Here is an 18,517-nt window from a genome sequence, read left to right on the forward strand (position 1 = left end):
TTTATGTCTAATTTTTATCGTTTTCCCGACGTCGGCAGAATATTCTAAAATGCCTTCTTACTATATAATCTTTTGTATTATAATATAAATATTAATTGTTATTAAAATATATTTCATTTTGTAATATTTATTTTATTCTTTTTTAAGATTAGAATTCATTTATAAATTACTATTTTATGATAAAATACCAGTCTAAATTCCTTCGGGACGACCCATCTTTTGATGGGGTTAATCAATCAAATTTTTAAACTTCTTTTTCTCTTGGAAAAATATTGATAGTATCAATAAAATTTTGATTTAATATTTAAATAAATACCTTGAATTTTTAATATCTCTACAGACACAGTAATATGATTGAAAGAAAAAGTAGCTTCATAAATATACTTGATACCATCTTCTATATATTTTCTAGTTTGTTTTATCATCTCATCAAAGTTTGTAGTATAGACTATTTCTCGACCATTTGGGAAAAGCTCACAAGCTAAGTCCCCTACTTCATTACCCGTTTCAAATCTAGCTAATGCTGTTTCATCAGGTGGAGTTAGTACTTCTTTATTGTACTTTTTTAGACAAAGTGCTTTTTGGCATTGGATGCCTTTTGTGTATAGGGATTTAGATAGGTTCATAGATAAACTCATCAAGCTAATAAATTCTTAATTTCTTGTTTACAAATTTCAGGAATATCTAGAAAATTTACCTCAATATTTTGTAATGCCTTAAAACAATTAGTTGAAGACGGTTCTTCACAAGAAAAGTATTTTGATTGTTTTAGTTTAATACTAGTTAGCCTTGATAATCCCAAAGAAATTAAATTTATTACAATTAGGTCAGCTGATCCACATTCTAAATATAATGGCAAATTAGGAATATTTTCAAATTCATCATCAGTAAGCTTTTTTTCTTCAATAACTAACTTTAATATGTCTATATATGCACCTGTATATAAAACATATTTGAACCTAACATAACTTTCAATTATATTTAAAGTTTCTCTAATACTAGAATTAATTGTTCTTGATGGATTATTCTTTGCGTAGTAATTGTGATTACTATTAATAATTTCACTTAATGTATTATCATGTATCCATGAAGACGCATATTTTGAATATAGTTTATATTGAAAATTAATTTTATTTAAAAAAATGATATCAATTTTTTCAAATATTTTAGATAATCGTTCATTAGTTCCATCTTCATATGGTAATTCTTTCTTCTTTTGAAAAACATTTTTTGGTACCCACAATTTTAAATCATTTTCATTTTTAAAAAAAAGATATAATTCATTTAAACTCTTTGGATGAATAGAATAATGTTTTTTTATTATTTCGGTAGACACTTCCAACTTATATTTTTCACACTCTGTTATTACTTTTTGTAATTCATCTTTATTAATTAACTTCTTATCATCCTTTAAACGTGAATCTCCAATTAAAAAATCAGCATAAAACTTTCCAAAAACAGGTAAGTATTCAATAAATTCTAAAGAATTATGATTTTTGGATAATTCTATTAATGATTCACTATTATTATTTAAGATTTTAATATAATATGATTCAATTGTTTGAAGTTTTTCGCCCTCAAAACTCTTATTTTCCCAATCAGAAGGATCAATACACCATATATTTCCTTGAAATTCACATTTTAATCTACCTGCTCTTCCAATTAAATTAAGAAAATCTCTTCTTTCCATCGGTTTTGATTGTCCTTTAAAAGGATTAAATAATATGATGTTTTTTGTTGGAAGATTAACTCCTTGAAGAAGAGTACTTGTTGAAAAAACAAATTTTAACTTTCCATCACTTGCTAATTTCTCTATACTTGCCCTTACCGTTGATGGCACTTTCCCATAATGATAAGATACACCTTTTTTTAAACACTTTATAAGAGAATAATCTTTGTGAATATCTTCTTCAATAAAATTTATTAATGATTCTATTTCTTCATCAACTACTTCCTCCTCAATTGAGTCCGCAATCTTTAATGCTAACCTTTCTGTATCTGATGGATTATTACAATAAATTAAAGTTAACTCATCATCTTTTGTAATTTCCTTTGCTAATGTAATCATGCGATCACTTTTTCGGAATTTTCCGTTAAAGTTTATTTCACCTAAATCAATATATTCATTACTGTGTAATAACTCCATCTTTGCTAATTTTGGTTTTCTACTTATAGAAGATAGAAAAATTATATTTTGACCAACAGGAGACAAATTCTCTGTAAAATATTTTTTATCAGTATCTAAATCTAAAAGATCATTGAAATATTCAGGATTACTAATTAAAGGACTTGCAAAAAATAAATTAATATTTGGAAATCTACGGAGTATAATTTCTAATGTATTTTGGAGAACCACTCCTCTATTACTTTGTATTTCTTGTGCTTCATCAACAAATAATGTGTCCAAAGAAATTTCTGTTTCACATAATAGTGTATTTAATCTTTCTTGAGTCAATACATATATAATACCTTTATCATTAATATCATCTTCTACAAGAGGAACAGTCCTTACATTTATATCATTAGCTAAATTATATTCTTTTAATCCATTAAAAACTTTTTCACTTAATTCTTTTATCAATGCTCTTGTAGGTACAACTAACACAATTTTTTCTTTCTTATTTTGAATAAATCTTTTAATAATAGATAATGTGAAAACATAAGATTTCCCAGCGGATGTTGGAGCAGAAACACTATAAAATTTTTCATTAGTTAATATATCAAAAAACTGTTTTTGAAAATCTGTTAATAATGATTTATTACCCAATAGATTAATACTATTTTCAACTTCTCTAGAAATAGTTTCAATTTTTAAAATTGGGCTTTGATTAAGATTATTGTCATTAAAACCATAGTCATTTAATAATTCTCTATTTGGAAAATTACCTAATCTTGATAAAATTGAATATGCGATTGAATATAAGTTTGGATATGAACTATGAAAAATTTTAAATAATTTTGTAATTATTTCATAAGCTAATGCTTGTTCTTCATTATTATCACTTAATGATTTTATTGAAGAAATTTTACATAAATATTCAATTTCTTCTTCAGATATTTTACAATCATTAATTAATTCTAAACCTTCATGTAAGTTTTGACTAATATCCATAATTACTAACTTGTTTATAATTTCTGTTTCATTCATAGTATTATCCTATTATAGTTTTGCATTAAAAGAATTTCTTAACTCTTGTACACTTTGAAATGGTAGAAAAAAAACATCAAAAGAAAATTCTTTTTTTGAAAACTTATCAAATCTCGATTGAATTAAAGAAGTTAGTCGTTTGGTTTCTTCTTCGTATAATGTAACAAAATTTTCTATAAAATACTTCCTCTCATCATTATCAAGTTTCATATATTGATCCCAGTCATAACCAATAAGACAAGCATGTCTTATTTTAACTTCATCTTGTTCTATTTGATTTGTAATAAATTGATAAACTTTATCTTGCTGACTGTCATTTAAATGTTTATAATGAGTTGTAACTAAATTATATTCTCTTGAATGCATTGAGTCTTCATGAAATTTTTCTATACTCTCAAATGCGCTATCAAGTGCCCCATATATATTATTATAAAATTTAGCTTCACCAAAATATAAGTTTAAAACTTCTTCATCTATTTTTACATGTATCCCATCTGAGCCAAAAACTTCTAATTTTGAATTCGTTTTTAAATCCATTTTTGCAACTATTTGTGGAGCTTTCAAAATTACTTCCATAAGTAACCACAAAATCATTTCTCCTATTTCTCCAGCTTTAGGTTGATTGTCATCAGTTATATCCTCATCTTTCCATTTCCTAAATAAAGCCCTAGCCTCATCTTTTAATTGACTAAAAAACATTTCTTTTTCTACATCACTCATTCCATCACTATTTCTTTTTTTTGATGAAAAACAATAATGTGTAAAATAAGCAAACAATATATCAATTAATTTATCTATTTTTGGATTTCCATTTGGGTCAAATTTTAAATACTTAAAATGTAAATCAACTTCAACCCCATTAACAATATTTGTATGTTCAACATTGTCAAAAACCATATCATAATATTTTTTTGAACCAATAATATATTTTTCTAATTCATTCATATAATTTTCCTATTTTTAAACATTTACATTTCCAATATTGAATTTGCAAGTCTTTTTTCTGTTCCAATTAAAGTAGTATAATATCGTTGTTCAATTCCAAATAGTACTAACTTGAGATGATCTTCTGTTTCAATAACAAATGTATTATTACTAATATTTAAATCAACACAATAAGATTGTGTATAATCACAAATTTGAATAACTTCATCATCAGTAAAACGACTAAGAGTATCTAGTGCCATAGCAATTCTTCTTCTATTTGCAACTTTAACACTTGCCGAAGTAAAATTATTTCCTAATGAAATAAAATCTTTATTAAGAAAAGTATTAACTTCAACTTGAGTTGCTTCTCTATAAAGGTCACCTATCCCGTTAAACATTTGCTTTATTTTTACAATATCTTTAAAATAAAGGATATCTTCGTCTTTATTATAAATTGCGTCAATCCAATCATTTATTACTATAATTGGTTTATCTCTTTGTAATGAAGGAGAATCTGAAATATGAAGCCATTTTTTTGATAGTAGTTGAGTTTGTGATAATTTTTGGAATAAAAATAAATTATCTTGTTTACAACATAGGTATATAATATCTTTATATTGTATTGGTAAAATCTGATTATGATTTGTACCAGAAAAAGTTCTCTCTATTAAACCATTTCTAAAAGTACGTCCCAAAAAATTATCTAATCTAAACCACTCATCATCATCTAGCTTGTACGTAGGTGCATAATTTTCATTATTTGATAAGTCTGGTACCTCAAAGATACTATCTCTTGTTGCTATAACCTTTAAAAAGTTATCACCTCTGCCTTTTATTTTTGCTAATAAATAATTCATTCTTCTTCCTTTTTTATATCAATAAATGTATAATTTGTAATTCTTTTTAGTTCACTGAATTCAATATCTAAGGTATTCTTTAACTCTCTCTTGGTTATTAATAATACTTTTACATTATTATTATTTGTCACATAATAAAAGTTAAATCCAAAGAGAAAAAACATTGGATTAAAATAAGATATTCTTGAATAAAATATAAATATTGCAATTATTCCAAATACTACAAAAAATATTTGAATATCTGTTACGCTTAATGCTACGAAAAAATATCCCAAATAGCTTGGTAAAAAAGCATCATTTGCTGGTTCAATATTAGTTATTGTATTTTCTTCAATACTGTCATCTGATAAATATTTAATAAAAAATATACTAATACTAGATAAAATTAGTATCACTATAAAATAAATAGAATAAGAAACCATATTTAATACTTCATATAAGTTATTTATAATAAATTCAGATCCAATTTTTTTTCTACTAGATAACTACATGTTTGATAATAATAATATTCGATGCTTTCAATTGTCATTTTATTATTAATTGCAAAAATTACAAAAGATAAGGATAGAGAATTTATTATTAAAAAAAATCTAAATATATAACTCATAATCATATTAGGAATATACTCCCCAATCTCTTTCAAAAATCCAATTTGGTTCCCATTTTACATAATCTGCGGGATCAAAACTTTCAGATTCTAATACATTAATTTCTTGTATTTGATTAGGAAATAATGGTAGGTTATGTCTACTATTTGGACTGTTTAAATCAAAGAAATGATATTTATCACTTTTATCCTTTGATTTAGAACTAACTCCATAATCGAATGGAACACATTTTCTTTCTCTGATTTGACCATCACTCTTAGCAATAAACCTAACCTCTATTAACTTTTTATTATTAATCGCTTCTAAAAACTTTTCTAACATTACTTTTCCTTTTTAATTCATCTCAACAAAACTAGTCCCATCACCCCGAGGCTCAACCTTTATCTGCAATGGTATTCGCTCTTTCAGTGCTTGCACATGTGAAATCACACCGACCATTTTCCCGCTGCTTTGTAGTAGGTTTAGTGCATTTAGTGCTAACTCTAGGCTATCTTCATCTAGTGTTCCAAATCCTTCATCTAAAAACAGTGAATCTATTGCTATTTTTTGACTAGCTAGGCTTGAAAGTCCTAAGGCTAGTGAAAGGCTTACTATGAAGCTTTCTCCTCCTGATAGTGTGCTTACTGGTCTTATTGTATTTCCTTGAAAACTATCACATACATCTATTTCTAGGATTTGTTTTGGTTCACGACTTCTTTGTAGTTCGTATCTGCTTGATAATAAATTCAAGTGTTGGTTTGCTAGATTTATTAATTGGTCTAGTGTAATTCCTTGGGCAAATTTGGCGAATTTATTTCCATCCGCTGATCCTATCATTTCATTTAGTTTTACCCATACTTTAAACTTTTCTTTTTTTTCTTCTAGTTCTTGTATTTTTTCTTTGTGTTTTTGGCTGTCTTCTTCGTTTCTTTTTAGTGTTTGGCTTAATGCTCCTATATTTTCTTGGAGTTCATCTATTTTTGATTGTAATTCTTGAAGTTCTTGGACTACCTCATCTATAGTTTTTTTCTTTTCTTTTGATTCTTGATTTTTTTCTTCTTTTTCTTTGTGTTCTTTTAGTTTATCTTGTGTGTCTTGTTTTAGTGTTTTATAGTTATTGTATGTTTCATCTATTTTTTTACATAACAGAGCTAATTCTTCTCTTTGCTCTTTTTCTAAGATTGCTTTTTTAAACTCTTCAATATTTTCAAAGTCATTTGCTTGTAGTTCTATTTCTAATTTTTCTTTTAATTGCTTAGATATGTCTTCATTTGATGTTATATTTGTTTGAAGTTGGTTTTTTTGTTGTTCTTGTTGTTCTTGTGTTGTTTGAAGTTTTGTTAACTCATTTTTTAGGTTTTTTTCTTTTTCTTGTATATTTTGATAATTTGTATTAAGTTCTATTTCATATATGTCTATATCTGCTATATTTAAAATACTTGTACTTTTTTCTTTTTGCTCTTTTATGAACTCTTCATATTTAGCTTCAGTTTCTTTTTGTGTTTTTACTGTAGTTTTTATATCTGTTAGTTTTGTTTCTAGTTCTTTTATTTGTAGGGCTTTTTGATTCTTTTCTAGCTCACACTCTTTGTTTTGTTTTTGTTTTGAGATATATGTCTCTTTTTTATTGTTTAGTACTTCATAGTTTTCTTTATATGTTTTATTATTAAACTCTATATTGTATTGTTTATATTGTTCTTTTAGTTCTGTCTCTATTGTTTCTAGGTCTTTTGTATATTTTTGTTCATCTTTTTCTAACTGTGTTATATCATTTTGAATTTTTGTTAGTTCTTTTTCTTTTTGGTCAAATTCTGTATATGATTTGCTATATTTATTATTTGCTTCATCTTTTTGTTTTAGTAGTTTTTCTTTTTTTTCTCTTCTTTGTTTGATATTAGATAGTTTTGTATTTAAACTATTTAGTTCTTCTTGTATATTTTGCTTTGTATTCTCTTCATTTTCATTTACAATGTCTATATGCTCTTTTTCTATTCTTGTATATAGTGATTTTTGATTCTCTTCTAGTTTTTCTATTTCTTGCTTTGTGTTTTCTAGTTTTGAATTTAGAAGGATTAGACTATCATTTTGTTTTTTTAGTTCATTTTCTTCTTTTGTTTGTTCTTGTTCTTTTTGCTCTATTTGATTTGTTGTTTTATCTGTATCTACTGTAGTGTGATTTTCTATATTATTTATATAAGGATGAGTTGTTGAACCACATAGATAACATTCCTCGCCCTGCTTTAGTCTTTTTCTATCTTCTTCATAGCTTTTGATTAGAAGTTCTTTATCTCTCATTTGTCTTAGTGTTTGTATATGTACTTTTAGCTCATTTACTAAAGATTGTTTTGTTTGTATATTCTTTGTTATTAGGCTTTGATCTTTTATATACTGTTTTTTTATATCATTTTGCTTTGTTATTGTCTTTTTATTTTCACAATACTCTTTGTATATACTTTCTAATGCCTCTTTTGCTTTTATCTCTTCTCGTAAAGCATCTTCTTGTATATTGTCATTTGTAAAGTTTGATTCTATTTGTATATACTCTTTGTTTATATTCTCATATATAGCTTTTAGCTCTTTTGTTTGCTTATTTAATACCTCAACTATGCTTTTTTGCTCTTTTTGCTCATTTAGAGCTTTTTCTTTTGTTTGGTATATTTCATTTAGTGTATTTGTATATAAGCTATACTGCTCTATGCTTTTGTTTATTAGGGGCAATAACTCTATTAGCTTTTCATCTTTGCTATTTGTTTGTATATACGCCCTTAGCTCTTCTTCTTTTTTGTTTATACTTGTATACTCACTATGTATAGATTCTAACTCTTTTTGAATCTTCCCTTGTTCTTGTTCTTTACTTTGTATATAGCTACTTAAGACTTCGCAGCTTTTTTGCTTCTCTTTTATTTGTGTTTGTAGTGTTCTAACTTCTTTTATCTTTTTTGTTTGCTCATCGTGTGTAACTTTGGCTTTACTTGTTTGTATTTGGCTTATACTGTATTGTGTAGTAGTTAATATTAGTTTTTCTTCTACTTGCTCTAGTTCATCTTTTAATTTAACTAGTCTTTGTTTGTCTTTTTGTATATCAGATTCTAATGTGTTTTGTCTTGTATATAGGGATTCTATATTTAAAGCTTTGTTTGCTAGGTCTAATTTTTGGTATTCTTCTTTTTTATCTTCTTTTTCTTTTGATATATCTTCAAAAAGTTGTGTATATTTTATATTGTCTGATTCTAGTTTGGCTAGTGTTTCTAAGTATATTTTACTATCGTTTAGTTCTTTTTCTTTTTTATCGTATTGTTTCTTTAGCTCTTTCTTTTCTTCTAGGTCTTTTGTTTTTTGCTCAACTTCTTCTTTTTCTAGGAGTTGTGTTGAGTCTAGTATCTTTTTATCTGAATCTATTTCATTTTTTGATACTGAGTATGTATCATATATCTCTTTTGATATTTTTGCATAGATTTGTGTTCCAGTGATTTTTTCTAGTAAGCTTGACCTATCTGCTTCTTTTGCTTTTAAAAACGCATCAAAGCTTCCTTGGGCTAACATCATAGATTGTATAAACCTGTCAAAGTCTAAACCTGATAACTCTTCAATGTATTTTGGTACATCTCTTAAACTTGATTTTATAACTTTTGAAGTGCCTACATTTGATAATTCCATTTTTGCTGTTTGAAACTTACCATTTGCATTTTTTCTAGCTCTTTTTTGGCTCCAAGAAGAACGATATATAATTCCTTTGATTTCAAACTCTACTTCACAAAGGCATTCACCTGTATGTCTTGACATTAAATCATTTGGTGGATTTGTAAGTCTTGGTGTTTTTCCATACAATGCACAAGTAATAACATCAAGTATTGTACTTTTACCAGCACCCGTTGGTCCTGTGATTGCAAAGAGTGAATTATCGTTTAAAAATTCTCTAAAGTCTATTTCAAACTCACCTTTTAATGAGTTTATATTTAATGATTTTACTTTTAATATTTTCATTTAACTTGCACCTTTTCTACTACTTTTCTAAAGTTTAGATTTAACTCATCTACAAACTTTATATCTTCTAGTTCTTCTATTTCTAATCTTCTTTTAAATACATCTTGAGGTACTAGCTCATCTAAGCTTGTTACTTTTAACTCTTTTGCTTCTAGCTTCTGCTCACTTTTATCTATTTTGATTGCTAAAATAATTAGTTCTTGTTCTTGGGCATATTCTCTTAGAGCTTGATTTGCAAACATTGGGTTTTCATCTTTTAGATGTATTTCACACCATGTTGTTTTATCTTCTATTTGTTTTAATTCATTTTTTACTGATTCAAGATTGCCTTTTAGGACTTGTAGTTTTCTATATTGTGGTATTTCTATTTCTTTTACTTCTATTTTAGTTTTGTCTTCTGTATTTAAAAACTCAACGATATTGACTCTTTTTCTTTGATTTGCTTCTGAAAAACTTAAAGGAATTGGCGAACCGCTATATCTCACTTGGTTACATCCAACTGATTGATTTATATGTAAATGCCCTAAAGCAACATAATCAAAATACTTTCCTAAAAAATCACTTCCAATATCAAGAGTTCCACCTATATAAATATCTCTTTCACTTTCACTTGTACGACTTCCTACTGTTGTAAGATGTCCTGTTGCAATTATTGGAAGATTATTTTCTTTTGTAAGTGTTATTGCTTTTTTATATACATTTATATAGTGTTGTTTTATTCCATCATTTAGTGAAGATTCCTTTTGTGAGATAGTTTGACCGCTTATTGCTTTACGAACTACACTATCTCGTAAAAATGGAACAGCACAAACCACGCCTTGAAGTTTGTCTTCTTTGTATATAGGTATTAGTTCATTTTCATTTTCTTCACCTGAAGTTATTACGTGTACATTCATATATTCAAGTAATTGCTTTGAAGCTTTTAGTGTAGAAATAGAGTCGTGATTTCCTGCTGTTATGATTACATATAAGTTTTTTATAGAAAATAACTCTTTTAAAAAGTTATAATAAAGCTCCAAAGCATAATTTGGTGGATTTCCTGTATCAAATATATCACCTGCTACAATAAGTACATCAATATTTTCTTTTTTAATTATCTCATAAAGCCAAGATAAAAAAGCCTTATGCTCTTCTTCCCTGCTTTTTCCCATAAACTTTTGACCTATATGCCAATCTGATGTGTGTAATATCTTCATTTAAATCCAATAATATATTTAATAGAAGTTTACCCTCTTAATATTAAAATAATATAATAATAAAATTAGCTATTTTTAACTCTTTTTAAAATAGAGATTCTTCTTTTATTTAATGTATTTAATTCTTTTTCTAATTTATTACTAAACTCATTTTTCTTTTCTTTTATATCTAATAAAAATTTTATACGTCGTTCTGAAAAGTAAAAATATAAAAGTGTACTAATTACAGCAGCATAAAAACACCATAAAGAAGTAAATCCATAAGGTCTTAATAAAAAGATAATAACCAATCCAATAAAGTTTAATAAACCAAAAATTTGTACTGAAATACTAGTACTTAACATTAATGATCCACATGTAGTAAGAATATAAATAGATGCATCATATATATTTTCTGTCCATGGATGGCTATAATAAAGAGTATTGTTTACTACTTCTACACTACTAGGACTTTGATAAAAACCATACATAGTATAAATTGCCAAGAACAAACCAAGAGTTGAAAGAATGGCTAATAATTTCTTTCTTTTTGAATCTTTTTCTATTAAATAAATAGATAAAGGAATAATAAAAGGAAGTAAACCTTGTGCATAATAAATAAATATCCCAGAAGCAAGTTCTAAAGCACGTGCTTCTATATATCCACCAACTCCAAGCCATACAAAACCTTCTGTAAATTGGTGTAATGCAAAGAGTAATGGTAAAGCTGCAAATAAAACTTCATTTGATGTACTTGATTGTCGTAAAGTAAGAATACCTATAAAACCAATAGCTCCTGAAAGAGTGAAGTTTAAAATTGCAAAATATATATCCATTACCTTACCTTATAAAAAAATTTCATAATACAAACCTAGTATAATAGTCATTATACCAAAGATACAGATTCCTATAGCTGATTTATATAAGTTCTTTACTCCACCAAACCATAAAATATAGATAGCTTTTAAAAGATTATTGCTTCCTGCTGCTATCATAATCGCGGTAATGATTTGAATATCACTAATACTAAATTTTCCAGTTAAGATTGATAATATAAAAGGATCAATATCTGTAAAACCTACTACAAAAGATAAAACTTCTAAACCTGATGATCCATAGTTTTTTGTAACAAAATTAGTAAGTATTATCATAGTAACAAATAAACTTGCAAATAAAAATGCAGTTTTTAGCTCTAATGGATTTGCATCTACTATATCTAAGGGTTGATTATTTTCTTTTTGGTTTCTAAGAAATAAAAATGAGATTATAAATCCAGATAATGATAAACAAATAAAAGGAAGTATTAACTCTTTACCAATATTAAAATTAAATATCAATGATACAACTATTAAACGCAAATACATAACTGATGTTGCAGATATAATTGCAGCATCTAAGATATTAGAACTTCCAATTTGCTTAGCTTTTCTTGCTAAAACTACTGTTGTTGCAGTTGAAGAGTATAAACCTCCAAATATTCCTGTTAGATAGTAACCTTTTGATGGAAAAATGTATTTTTGTAAAATATATCCACCATAACTAATTCCAGAAATAACAACAACGGTAAGCCATATTTTAAAAGGTGACATTGGTATATATGGAATAACTTTTGTATCAGGTAAAAGTGGCAAGATTACAGCGGAAAGAAGTATCATTTTACCAAGTGTTTCAAATTCTGTGATATTAATATCTTTAAAAAATTTATTCATATTAACATTTGAATTTAAAATAAATACAATACTCACATATAAAAGAGCACTCATCCACAGCGCTTGTGTTTGTATAAGCGCTCCGAATGTATAAACTAATAACATAACAATAAACAATAAAATACTTCGTTTATTTTCTAATAGATTTTTGTTATATAAAATCGCATACAAACCTGTAAGAGCTAAGAAACCAAACAAATACAACATTGAAGAATCTATTTTAAATAAAATAAAACCTAGTATTCCTATAAATGTATATGTTCTAACATCACCAAAGAAATAATTATTACTATCTATTTTGGAAAACTCTCTTCTATATGACTTCACTTCTAGTCCAATTAAGAAACTAAATACTATTACAACTAAGAAATGTACTAAATCAATATTTAAACTCATTTTAAACTTCTTTTTTTATTATATTTTATAACTGCCATTTTAATAATATCATTAAATACAAACCAAATACTTACATAAACCCATAAGAATAATGCCCATTGCCAGTTAATTCTAGGAAGTAAATCAAAACTATATAAACCAAGAGCTGTTCCTAATAATGCTGTTATAAAAGATGCAAAAAATAATTGCCATGAGGGATGAGGTTTTTTAAAAAACCAATCTGCTATTCTTGTATTAAAAATAGTATAATGCCCTGCAATAATTAATTTTACAAAAAATAAAGTTTGTACAAAACCTAAAAATGATTTTTCATCATTTATATCCACCCACATTGGAAGTTCTGGTAAAAAAGCACTTTGAGGATTGGCTTTTAAATAAATCATAACTATATAAAAAATAGCAAAGGAGCTTAATACTCCTGCAATTCCCAACCAAGTTGATAAAATAAATACATTTTTCATATCCCATCTTACGGGTTTTTCTTCAACTTTTGTATTATCATAAGCTATTGCCATAATTGGAATATCATTTAAAAGAGCTAGTATAATAATCATTATTGCAGTAATAGGATAGAAATCAAACAATACTATTGAAAGTGTCATAAACATAAGTATTCTAACAGTTTCAGCTATTCTATAAACGACATAACTTTTCATTCTCTCAAATACAATTCTTGCTTGTTCAATTGCATCAACTATTACTGTAAGCCCTGGTGCCATAAGCACAATATCAGCAGCAGCTCGTGCAGCATCTGTTGCACCACTAACAGCAATACCACAATCAGCTTTTTTAAGTGCAGGAGCATCATTTACCCCATCACCTGTCATTCCTACAATATGATCTGCTTTTTGTAATTCATCAACAATAAAATATTTATCTTCAGGAAGAACTTGTGCAAAGCCATTTGCGTTTTCTATTATCCTAACTATTTCTGATTCATGTTTTTTTACATTACCTATAGGAATAGGTTTATTATTTAATTCTTTTTGTACTTCATTAACTATTTTTTCAACACTTTCATCTATTTCTTTATCTGTACTACTTGTATTTAATGTTTTAACTATTGAACGTGATAATATTTCTGAGAGATATATATACTCTTTTTGATTTTGTCCTTTTAATTCTTTGATATCCTCTATATCATCACCAATTTGAAGTATATTAGAAATATATTTAGCTACAGCAATATTATCGCCTGTTATCATTTTTACTGATACACCTTTTTTATTTGCTTCTGTTATAGCTTGTTTAGAATCCATTCTTGGCAAATCATAAAGTGCAATTAATCCTACAAAATGATATTTATTCTCATCTTTTTGTTTGTATGCCACACCTAATGTTCTAAAACCTTTTTTTGCAAAGTTTTCTACTTGTGCATAATCTGATTTCTTTTCATTTAAATTTTCATCACATAATTCAATAATAATTTGAGGTGCACCTTTTATATAACTTACTTCATTGTTGAAAATTGCTTCAGTTTTCTTATGTATAGGATCAAAAGATATAAATTTTGTTATTTTGATTTCATTTAGTTTTTCTTCTAATTTATTATCACTTATATATTCAAAAATTGGTTTTTCAATTGGGTCTTTATTCTCTTTTTTACTAGCATATGCACCATAAAGCATTAATTCATCAATTGTATAATTTCTTACTAAATATGGTTCTGCCAAACTCATTTTATTTTGTGTAAGTGTTCCTGTTTTATCAGAACAAAGAATATCCATTCCAGCTGCTTCTTCAATAGCTGAAAGTTTTGTAACAATAGCTTGTTTTGTAGCTAAAACTCTAGCTCCCAATGCCATTGTAACAGTTAGAACAGCAGGCATTGCAACAGGAATTGCTGAGATTGTTAAAATAAGTGCAAAAATCAATAATTCTAAAAGAGGTTCATTACTATTTATACCATGCCAAATAATAATACCGATTAAAAAAAGTGTCATAATGATTAAATAATTCCCAACTTTTATAACCATTGATTGAAAGTGACCATGTTCTTGTTTTTCAGCTTTTGCAACTAAACCAACTGTTTTACCAAAGTATGTATTTAATCCAGTTGCAGTTACTTTTGCAATCATTTCACCTTGTTTTATAATTGCATTTGCATATAAGCTTTCATTTATTTGTTTATTTACAGGTAAGGATTCACCTGTTAATGCCGATTGATCCACTTGAATAAAATCTTCACCACCTAAGAGAATACAATCAGCAGCAACTACATCACCAATTTTTATTTTGATAATATCATCAGGAACAACTTCTTTTGAATTAATAGTTTTCCACTTTCCATCTCTTAGAACTAATGCTTCTCTTGCAAGTTTCTTCTTTAAAACAGCTATTGCATTAAGTGCTTTTGATTCTTGATAAAAATCTACAAAAGCATTTATAAAAAGCATCAGTATAATAACTGAAAAATCTTCCCACCTTTGTGCAACAGCAGAAAGAATAGCTGCAATTTCTATCATCCAAGGAATTGGTCCCCAAAATCTTTTAAAAAGTCGATTTAGCCAATTAACTTGTTTTTCATTTAATTCGTTATAACCATATTTTTTAATTCTTTTTTGAACTTCTTCTTCACTCAATCCTGTTAAGATATCTAAATCTTTATCTTTCATAAGAAACCCCAAAAATAATAATTTTTATTAGAATTATTATACTCTTACAATTATAAATTAATTATTAATTTTATTCTAAATAATAATTTTAATTATAGGTTAAATTGAATATGATAATATTCTTTCAAATAAAATTTTTAAGGATAAAAATGGAAAAAATAAATACAAGTTGCAATTATGACAATAGTGCAAAACTTATATTAAGACTCACAATAGGTTTTTTAATGTTATTTCATGGTCTTGGAAAAATATCACATGGTGTTTCAGGTTTAGAAGGGATGTTTGCAAATTCAGGATTACCATCATTTATAGCTTACGGTGCATATTTAGGTGAAGTAATAGCTCCACTAATGCTAATAATTGGTTTTAAAGTTAGAATAGCAGCAGTATTGATTATTGGAACAATGGCTACAGCAATTGGACTTGCACATCTAAACGATATTTTTACAAGAACAGATCAAGGAGCATGGGCTATTGAACTTCAAATGTTATATCTTTTAGGATCATTAAGTATTTTATTACAAGGTGCTGGAAAATATAGTTTAGATTATTTAAGAAAATAATCTAAACTATTTATAAATACATAATCAATTTTCTTTTAAAATACTTGAACAATCTATTAAATATGTAATAGTTTTTTTTTGAGTATTTTAAGGAAATTTGTTTTTCATTAATTTCATTGTAACAAAATACTATCTTAATCCTTTGCAAATCACTCTTTAATTTTAATAAAATAATGTTATTATTATAAGAGCTTATATTTAAATTTCTGAAGGAATATTTTGAGAAAACTATCAGATGAAAACTTTATACTAAATATTGTGAAATATACTCCATCTATATTTGTAGTAGTAATAGCACTACTAGTTAACTTTTATATTTCTATTGATCATACTAAAAATTTAAAAAAAGACAAAGAAGAGATTAGAAAAAATTATATTAAATTAAATAAAGATATAAGTAAAACTAATATAAATAATGTACATAAATATATAAATAATAAAAAATTAGAATCTATTAACTCATTAAAAAAAGAAATTAAAGGTCAATCATATAATGCTCATAATGTAATGACAACAATATATAATGACTTTAAAAATATAAAATCAAAAGAAGAAATCACTCAAATAATAAAATCTGCATTAAAAAATATTAGATTTAATGATGGAAGAAGTTATTTTTTCATATACGATTTAAATGGAACAAATATTTTTCATCCAGTAAAACCTGAACGGGAAGGAAAAAACTTTTATAATCTTCAAGATTTACATAAAAAATTTATTATTCAAGAATCTATAAACATAGCAAAAAGTAAAAAAGCAGAAGGATTCCAAACATGGATGTTTAATAAACCTAATGATACTTTAAAAGAATATCAAAAAATAGGATTTATAAAAAAGTTCAATCCTTACAATTGGTTTATTGGTATAGGAGAATATAAACAAAACTTTCAAAATAAAGTTAAAAAAGAAGTCTTAGATAATATAAAAACTATAGAATACAAAGATAAAAATAATGTTTTTGTAATAGATGAAAAAGGTAATTTATTATTATCAGAATTAAACTTTTCTAATATTAGTCATTTAGATAAAAATAATATATTTTTAAAATCATATACAAATTTTATAAATTCTAAGAAAAAATCTACATATTTAGAATACACATTTGAAAATGAAGAGAAAAGATATAATAAGATATCTTATTTAGAAAAAATCAATGATTATAATTGGGTAATTGGAACTGGATTTGATTATAATAATTTAAATTCTATGATTATTCAAAAACAAAAAGAATTAGAAGAAGATTATCAAAAAAATTTAATGATTATAAGAATATCAACTTTAATTATTACATTAATATTTTTAATACCATCACTATTTGTATCAAGATTTCTAAAAAGAATTTTTCTTTCATATAAACAAAAACTTTTAGAAAATGAAACTACAAAATTTGAAACAATGATGGAAGAATTAAATCTTATTTTTGATAACTTACCTATAAATGTTATTTATAAAGATACTAAAGACAATATTATCAGAGCAAATAAGAATATGGCGGATTCTCTTAATCTAAGTACAGAAGATTTAAGAAATAAACCTTCAAAAAATATTTTTCCAGATTTTTATAAAGAATATTACAAATGTGATCTTGAAACTATAAAATCTAAAAAGACTATAGCAGATATTCTTGGAAAATATAAATCAAAAGATGGAATAAAACTTATCAATTTCTCTAATATTCCTATTTTTGATAAAAATGGAGAAGTTCGAAATATTATTGTTTTTGTTACAGATATTACTGAAAAAGAAGCTCTTAAAGAAGATAATAAAAGAAAAGAAGTACTATTATACCAACAAAGCAAAATGGCAACAATGGGTGAGATGATTGCTAATATTGCCCATCAATGGAAACAACCCTTATCAACAATCACTGTTGCTGCAACTGGAACAAAGCTTCAAAAGCAAATGAATTGTTTATCTGATGAAAGCTTATTCTCATCCTTAGATTCAATAAATAATTCAGCACAATATTTAGCTCAAACAATAGATGATTTTAGAAACTTTTTTAATCCAGATAAAAATAATTATTCTGAATTTATTATTTCATCTACTATTGAGAAAACATTAAAACTTTTACTTCCAAAATATAAAACTCAAAATATCGAAATTATAAAAGATATTGAAAATATTGAAATTATCTCTTTAGAAAATGAAATTATACAAGTGTTAATAAATATCTTAAATAATGCAAGAGATGAACTAATTAAATATAAACAAAGAAGATTGATTTTTATAAAAACATATAAAAAAGAAAATTCTTTAATCCTTGAAATTAAAGATAATGCAAAAGGTATAAACAAAGATATTATAGACAAAATCTTTGATCCATATTTTACTACAAAAAAAGATTCTGAAGGTACAGGAATAGGTTTATATATGAGTAAAAATATTCTAACAAAGCTTTTAAATGCAGAGTTTAAAGTAGAAAATAAGACTTTCTCTTATGATAATATTAAATATACTGGAGTAAAGTTTAGTATAAATATTCCCATTACTCCTTCTTAAATTAAACCTAAATTTTCTCCTATTTCATAATCATTTAAAATTAATTTATCGTGA

Annotated in this window: 13 protein-coding genes; 2 read left to right on the forward strand and 11 right to left on the reverse strand. The window is 25.8% G+C overall.

Features of this window, described 5'->3' with window-relative positions; all coding sequences use genetic code 11:
* Positions 1-281 precede the first annotated feature (281 nt).
* From D9T19_RS14660 to D9T19_RS03295, 11 genes are all read right to left on the reverse strand, one after another.
* Positions 282-626: a hypothetical protein gene (locus D9T19_RS14660; RefSeq protein ID WP_228197957.1), complete on the reverse strand. Its 345-nt coding sequence runs from the start codon at positions 624-626 to the stop codon at positions 282-284.
* 11 nt (positions 627-637) lie between these two features.
* Positions 638-3,148, reverse strand: a complete 2,511-nt coding sequence (locus D9T19_RS03250; protein ID WP_121626781.1) for a DEAD/DEAH box helicase — start codon at positions 3,146-3,148, stop codon at positions 638-640.
* Positions 3,149-3,160: 12 nt separating this feature from the next.
* Positions 3,161-4,093, reverse strand: coding sequence for a HamA C-terminal domain-containing protein (locus tag D9T19_RS03255; RefSeq protein ID WP_121626782.1), 933 nt, complete (start codon positions 4,091-4,093; stop codon positions 3,161-3,163).
* A 23-nt stretch (positions 4,094-4,116) separates the two neighbouring features.
* Positions 4,117-4,932 (reverse strand): hypothetical protein, encoded by an 816-nt coding sequence (locus D9T19_RS03260; protein ID WP_121626783.1) that lies wholly within the window; start codon positions 4,930-4,932, stop codon positions 4,117-4,119.
* A complete protein-coding gene (locus tag D9T19_RS03265; protein ID WP_500043840.1) occupies positions 4,929-5,399 on the reverse strand; it encodes a KwaA family protein in 471 nt (156 codons plus the stop codon). The genes D9T19_RS03260 and D9T19_RS03265 overlap by 4 nt, the downstream gene beginning before the upstream one ends.
* Positions 5,400-5,546: 147 nt before the next feature.
* Positions 5,547-5,861, reverse strand: coding sequence for a hypothetical protein (locus D9T19_RS03270; RefSeq protein WP_121626785.1), 315 nt, complete (start codon positions 5,859-5,861; stop codon positions 5,547-5,549).
* A gap of 12 nt (positions 5,862-5,873) precedes the next feature.
* Positions 5,874-9,503: an AAA family ATPase gene (locus tag D9T19_RS03275; RefSeq protein ID WP_121626786.1), complete on the reverse strand. Its 3,630-nt coding sequence runs from the start codon at positions 9,501-9,503 to the stop codon at positions 5,874-5,876.
* Complete coding sequence (locus D9T19_RS03280) at positions 9,500-10,699, reverse strand: exonuclease SbcCD subunit D C-terminal domain-containing protein (protein ID WP_121626787.1); 1,200 nt, start codon at positions 10,697-10,699, stop codon at positions 9,500-9,502. Before D9T19_RS03280 ends, D9T19_RS03275 begins: the two co-directional genes overlap by 4 nt.
* A gap of 65 nt (positions 10,700-10,764) precedes the next feature.
* The gene (locus tag D9T19_RS03285; protein WP_121626788.1) at positions 10,765-11,514 is read right to left on the reverse strand and encodes a DUF6629 family protein; all 750 of its coding nucleotides are present in this window, start codon (positions 11,512-11,514) and stop codon (positions 10,765-10,767) included.
* A 9-nt stretch (positions 11,515-11,523) separates the two neighbouring features.
* On the reverse strand, positions 11,524-12,783 hold the full coding sequence (locus tag D9T19_RS03290; protein WP_121626789.1) for an MgtC/SapB family protein: 1,260 nt from the start codon (positions 12,781-12,783) through the stop codon (positions 11,524-11,526).
* Positions 12,780-15,398, reverse strand: coding sequence for a plasma-membrane proton-efflux P-type ATPase (locus D9T19_RS03295; RefSeq protein ID WP_121626790.1), 2,619 nt, complete (start codon positions 15,396-15,398; stop codon positions 12,780-12,782). Before D9T19_RS03295 ends, D9T19_RS03290 begins: the two co-directional genes overlap by 4 nt.
* A gap of 149 nt (positions 15,399-15,547) precedes the next feature.
* Here D9T19_RS03295 and D9T19_RS03300 point away from each other — a divergent pair, with 149 nt between their 5' ends.
* The gene (locus D9T19_RS03300; RefSeq protein ID WP_121626791.1) at positions 15,548-15,961 is read left to right on the forward strand and encodes a DoxX family protein; all 414 of its coding nucleotides are present in this window, start codon (positions 15,548-15,550) and stop codon (positions 15,959-15,961) included.
* A gap of 219 nt (positions 15,962-16,180) precedes the next feature.
* The gene (locus D9T19_RS03305; protein WP_121626792.1) at positions 16,181-18,463 is read left to right on the forward strand and encodes a cache domain-containing protein; all 2,283 of its coding nucleotides are present in this window, start codon (positions 16,181-16,183) and stop codon (positions 18,461-18,463) included.
* Positions 18,464-18,517: the final 54 nt, after the last annotated feature.

It is taken from the genome of Poseidonibacter antarcticus, from assembly GCF_003667345.1.
Lineage (GTDB): Bacteria > Campylobacterota > Campylobacteria > Campylobacterales > Arcobacteraceae > Poseidonibacter > Poseidonibacter antarcticus.

What these genes read in the sequence shown, in the direction of transcription:
- D9T19_RS14660 (WP_228197957.1), bottom strand. Translation starts at nt 626, where the DNA reads ATGAACCTATCTAAATCCCTATACACAAAAGGCATCCAATGCCAAAAA.
- D9T19_RS03250 (WP_121626781.1), bottom strand. Translation starts at nt 3,148, where the DNA reads ATGAATGAAACAGAAATTATAAACAAGTTAGTAATTATGGATATTAGT.
- D9T19_RS03255 (WP_121626782.1), bottom strand. Translation starts at nt 4,093, where the DNA reads ATGAATGAATTAGAAAAATATATTATTGGTTCAAAAAAATATTATGAT.
- D9T19_RS03260 (WP_121626783.1), bottom strand. Translation starts at nt 4,932, where the DNA reads ATGAATTATTTATTAGCAAAAATAAAAGGCAGAGGTGATAACTTTTTA.
- D9T19_RS03270 (WP_121626785.1), bottom strand. Translation starts at nt 5,861, where the DNA reads ATGTTAGAAAAGTTTTTAGAAGCGATTAATAATAAAAAGTTAATAGAG.
- D9T19_RS03275 (WP_121626786.1), bottom strand. Translation starts at nt 9,503, where the DNA reads ATGAAAATATTAAAAGTAAAATCATTAAATATAAACTCATTAAAAGGT.
- D9T19_RS03280 (WP_121626787.1), bottom strand. Translation starts at nt 10,699, where the DNA reads ATGAAGATATTACACACATCAGATTGGCATATAGGTCAAAAGTTTATG.
- D9T19_RS03285 (WP_121626788.1), bottom strand. Translation starts at nt 11,514, where the DNA reads ATGGATATATATTTTGCAATTTTAAACTTCACTCTTTCAGGAGCTATT.
- D9T19_RS03290 (WP_121626789.1), bottom strand. Translation starts at nt 12,783, where the DNA reads ATGAGTTTAAATATTGATTTAGTACATTTCTTAGTTGTAATAGTATTT.
- D9T19_RS03295 (WP_121626790.1), bottom strand. Translation starts at nt 15,398, where the DNA reads ATGAAAGATAAAGATTTAGATATCTTAACAGGATTGAGTGAAGAAGAA.
- D9T19_RS03300 (WP_121626791.1), top strand. Translation starts at nt 15,548, where the DNA reads ATGGAAAAAATAAATACAAGTTGCAATTATGACAATAGTGCAAAACTT.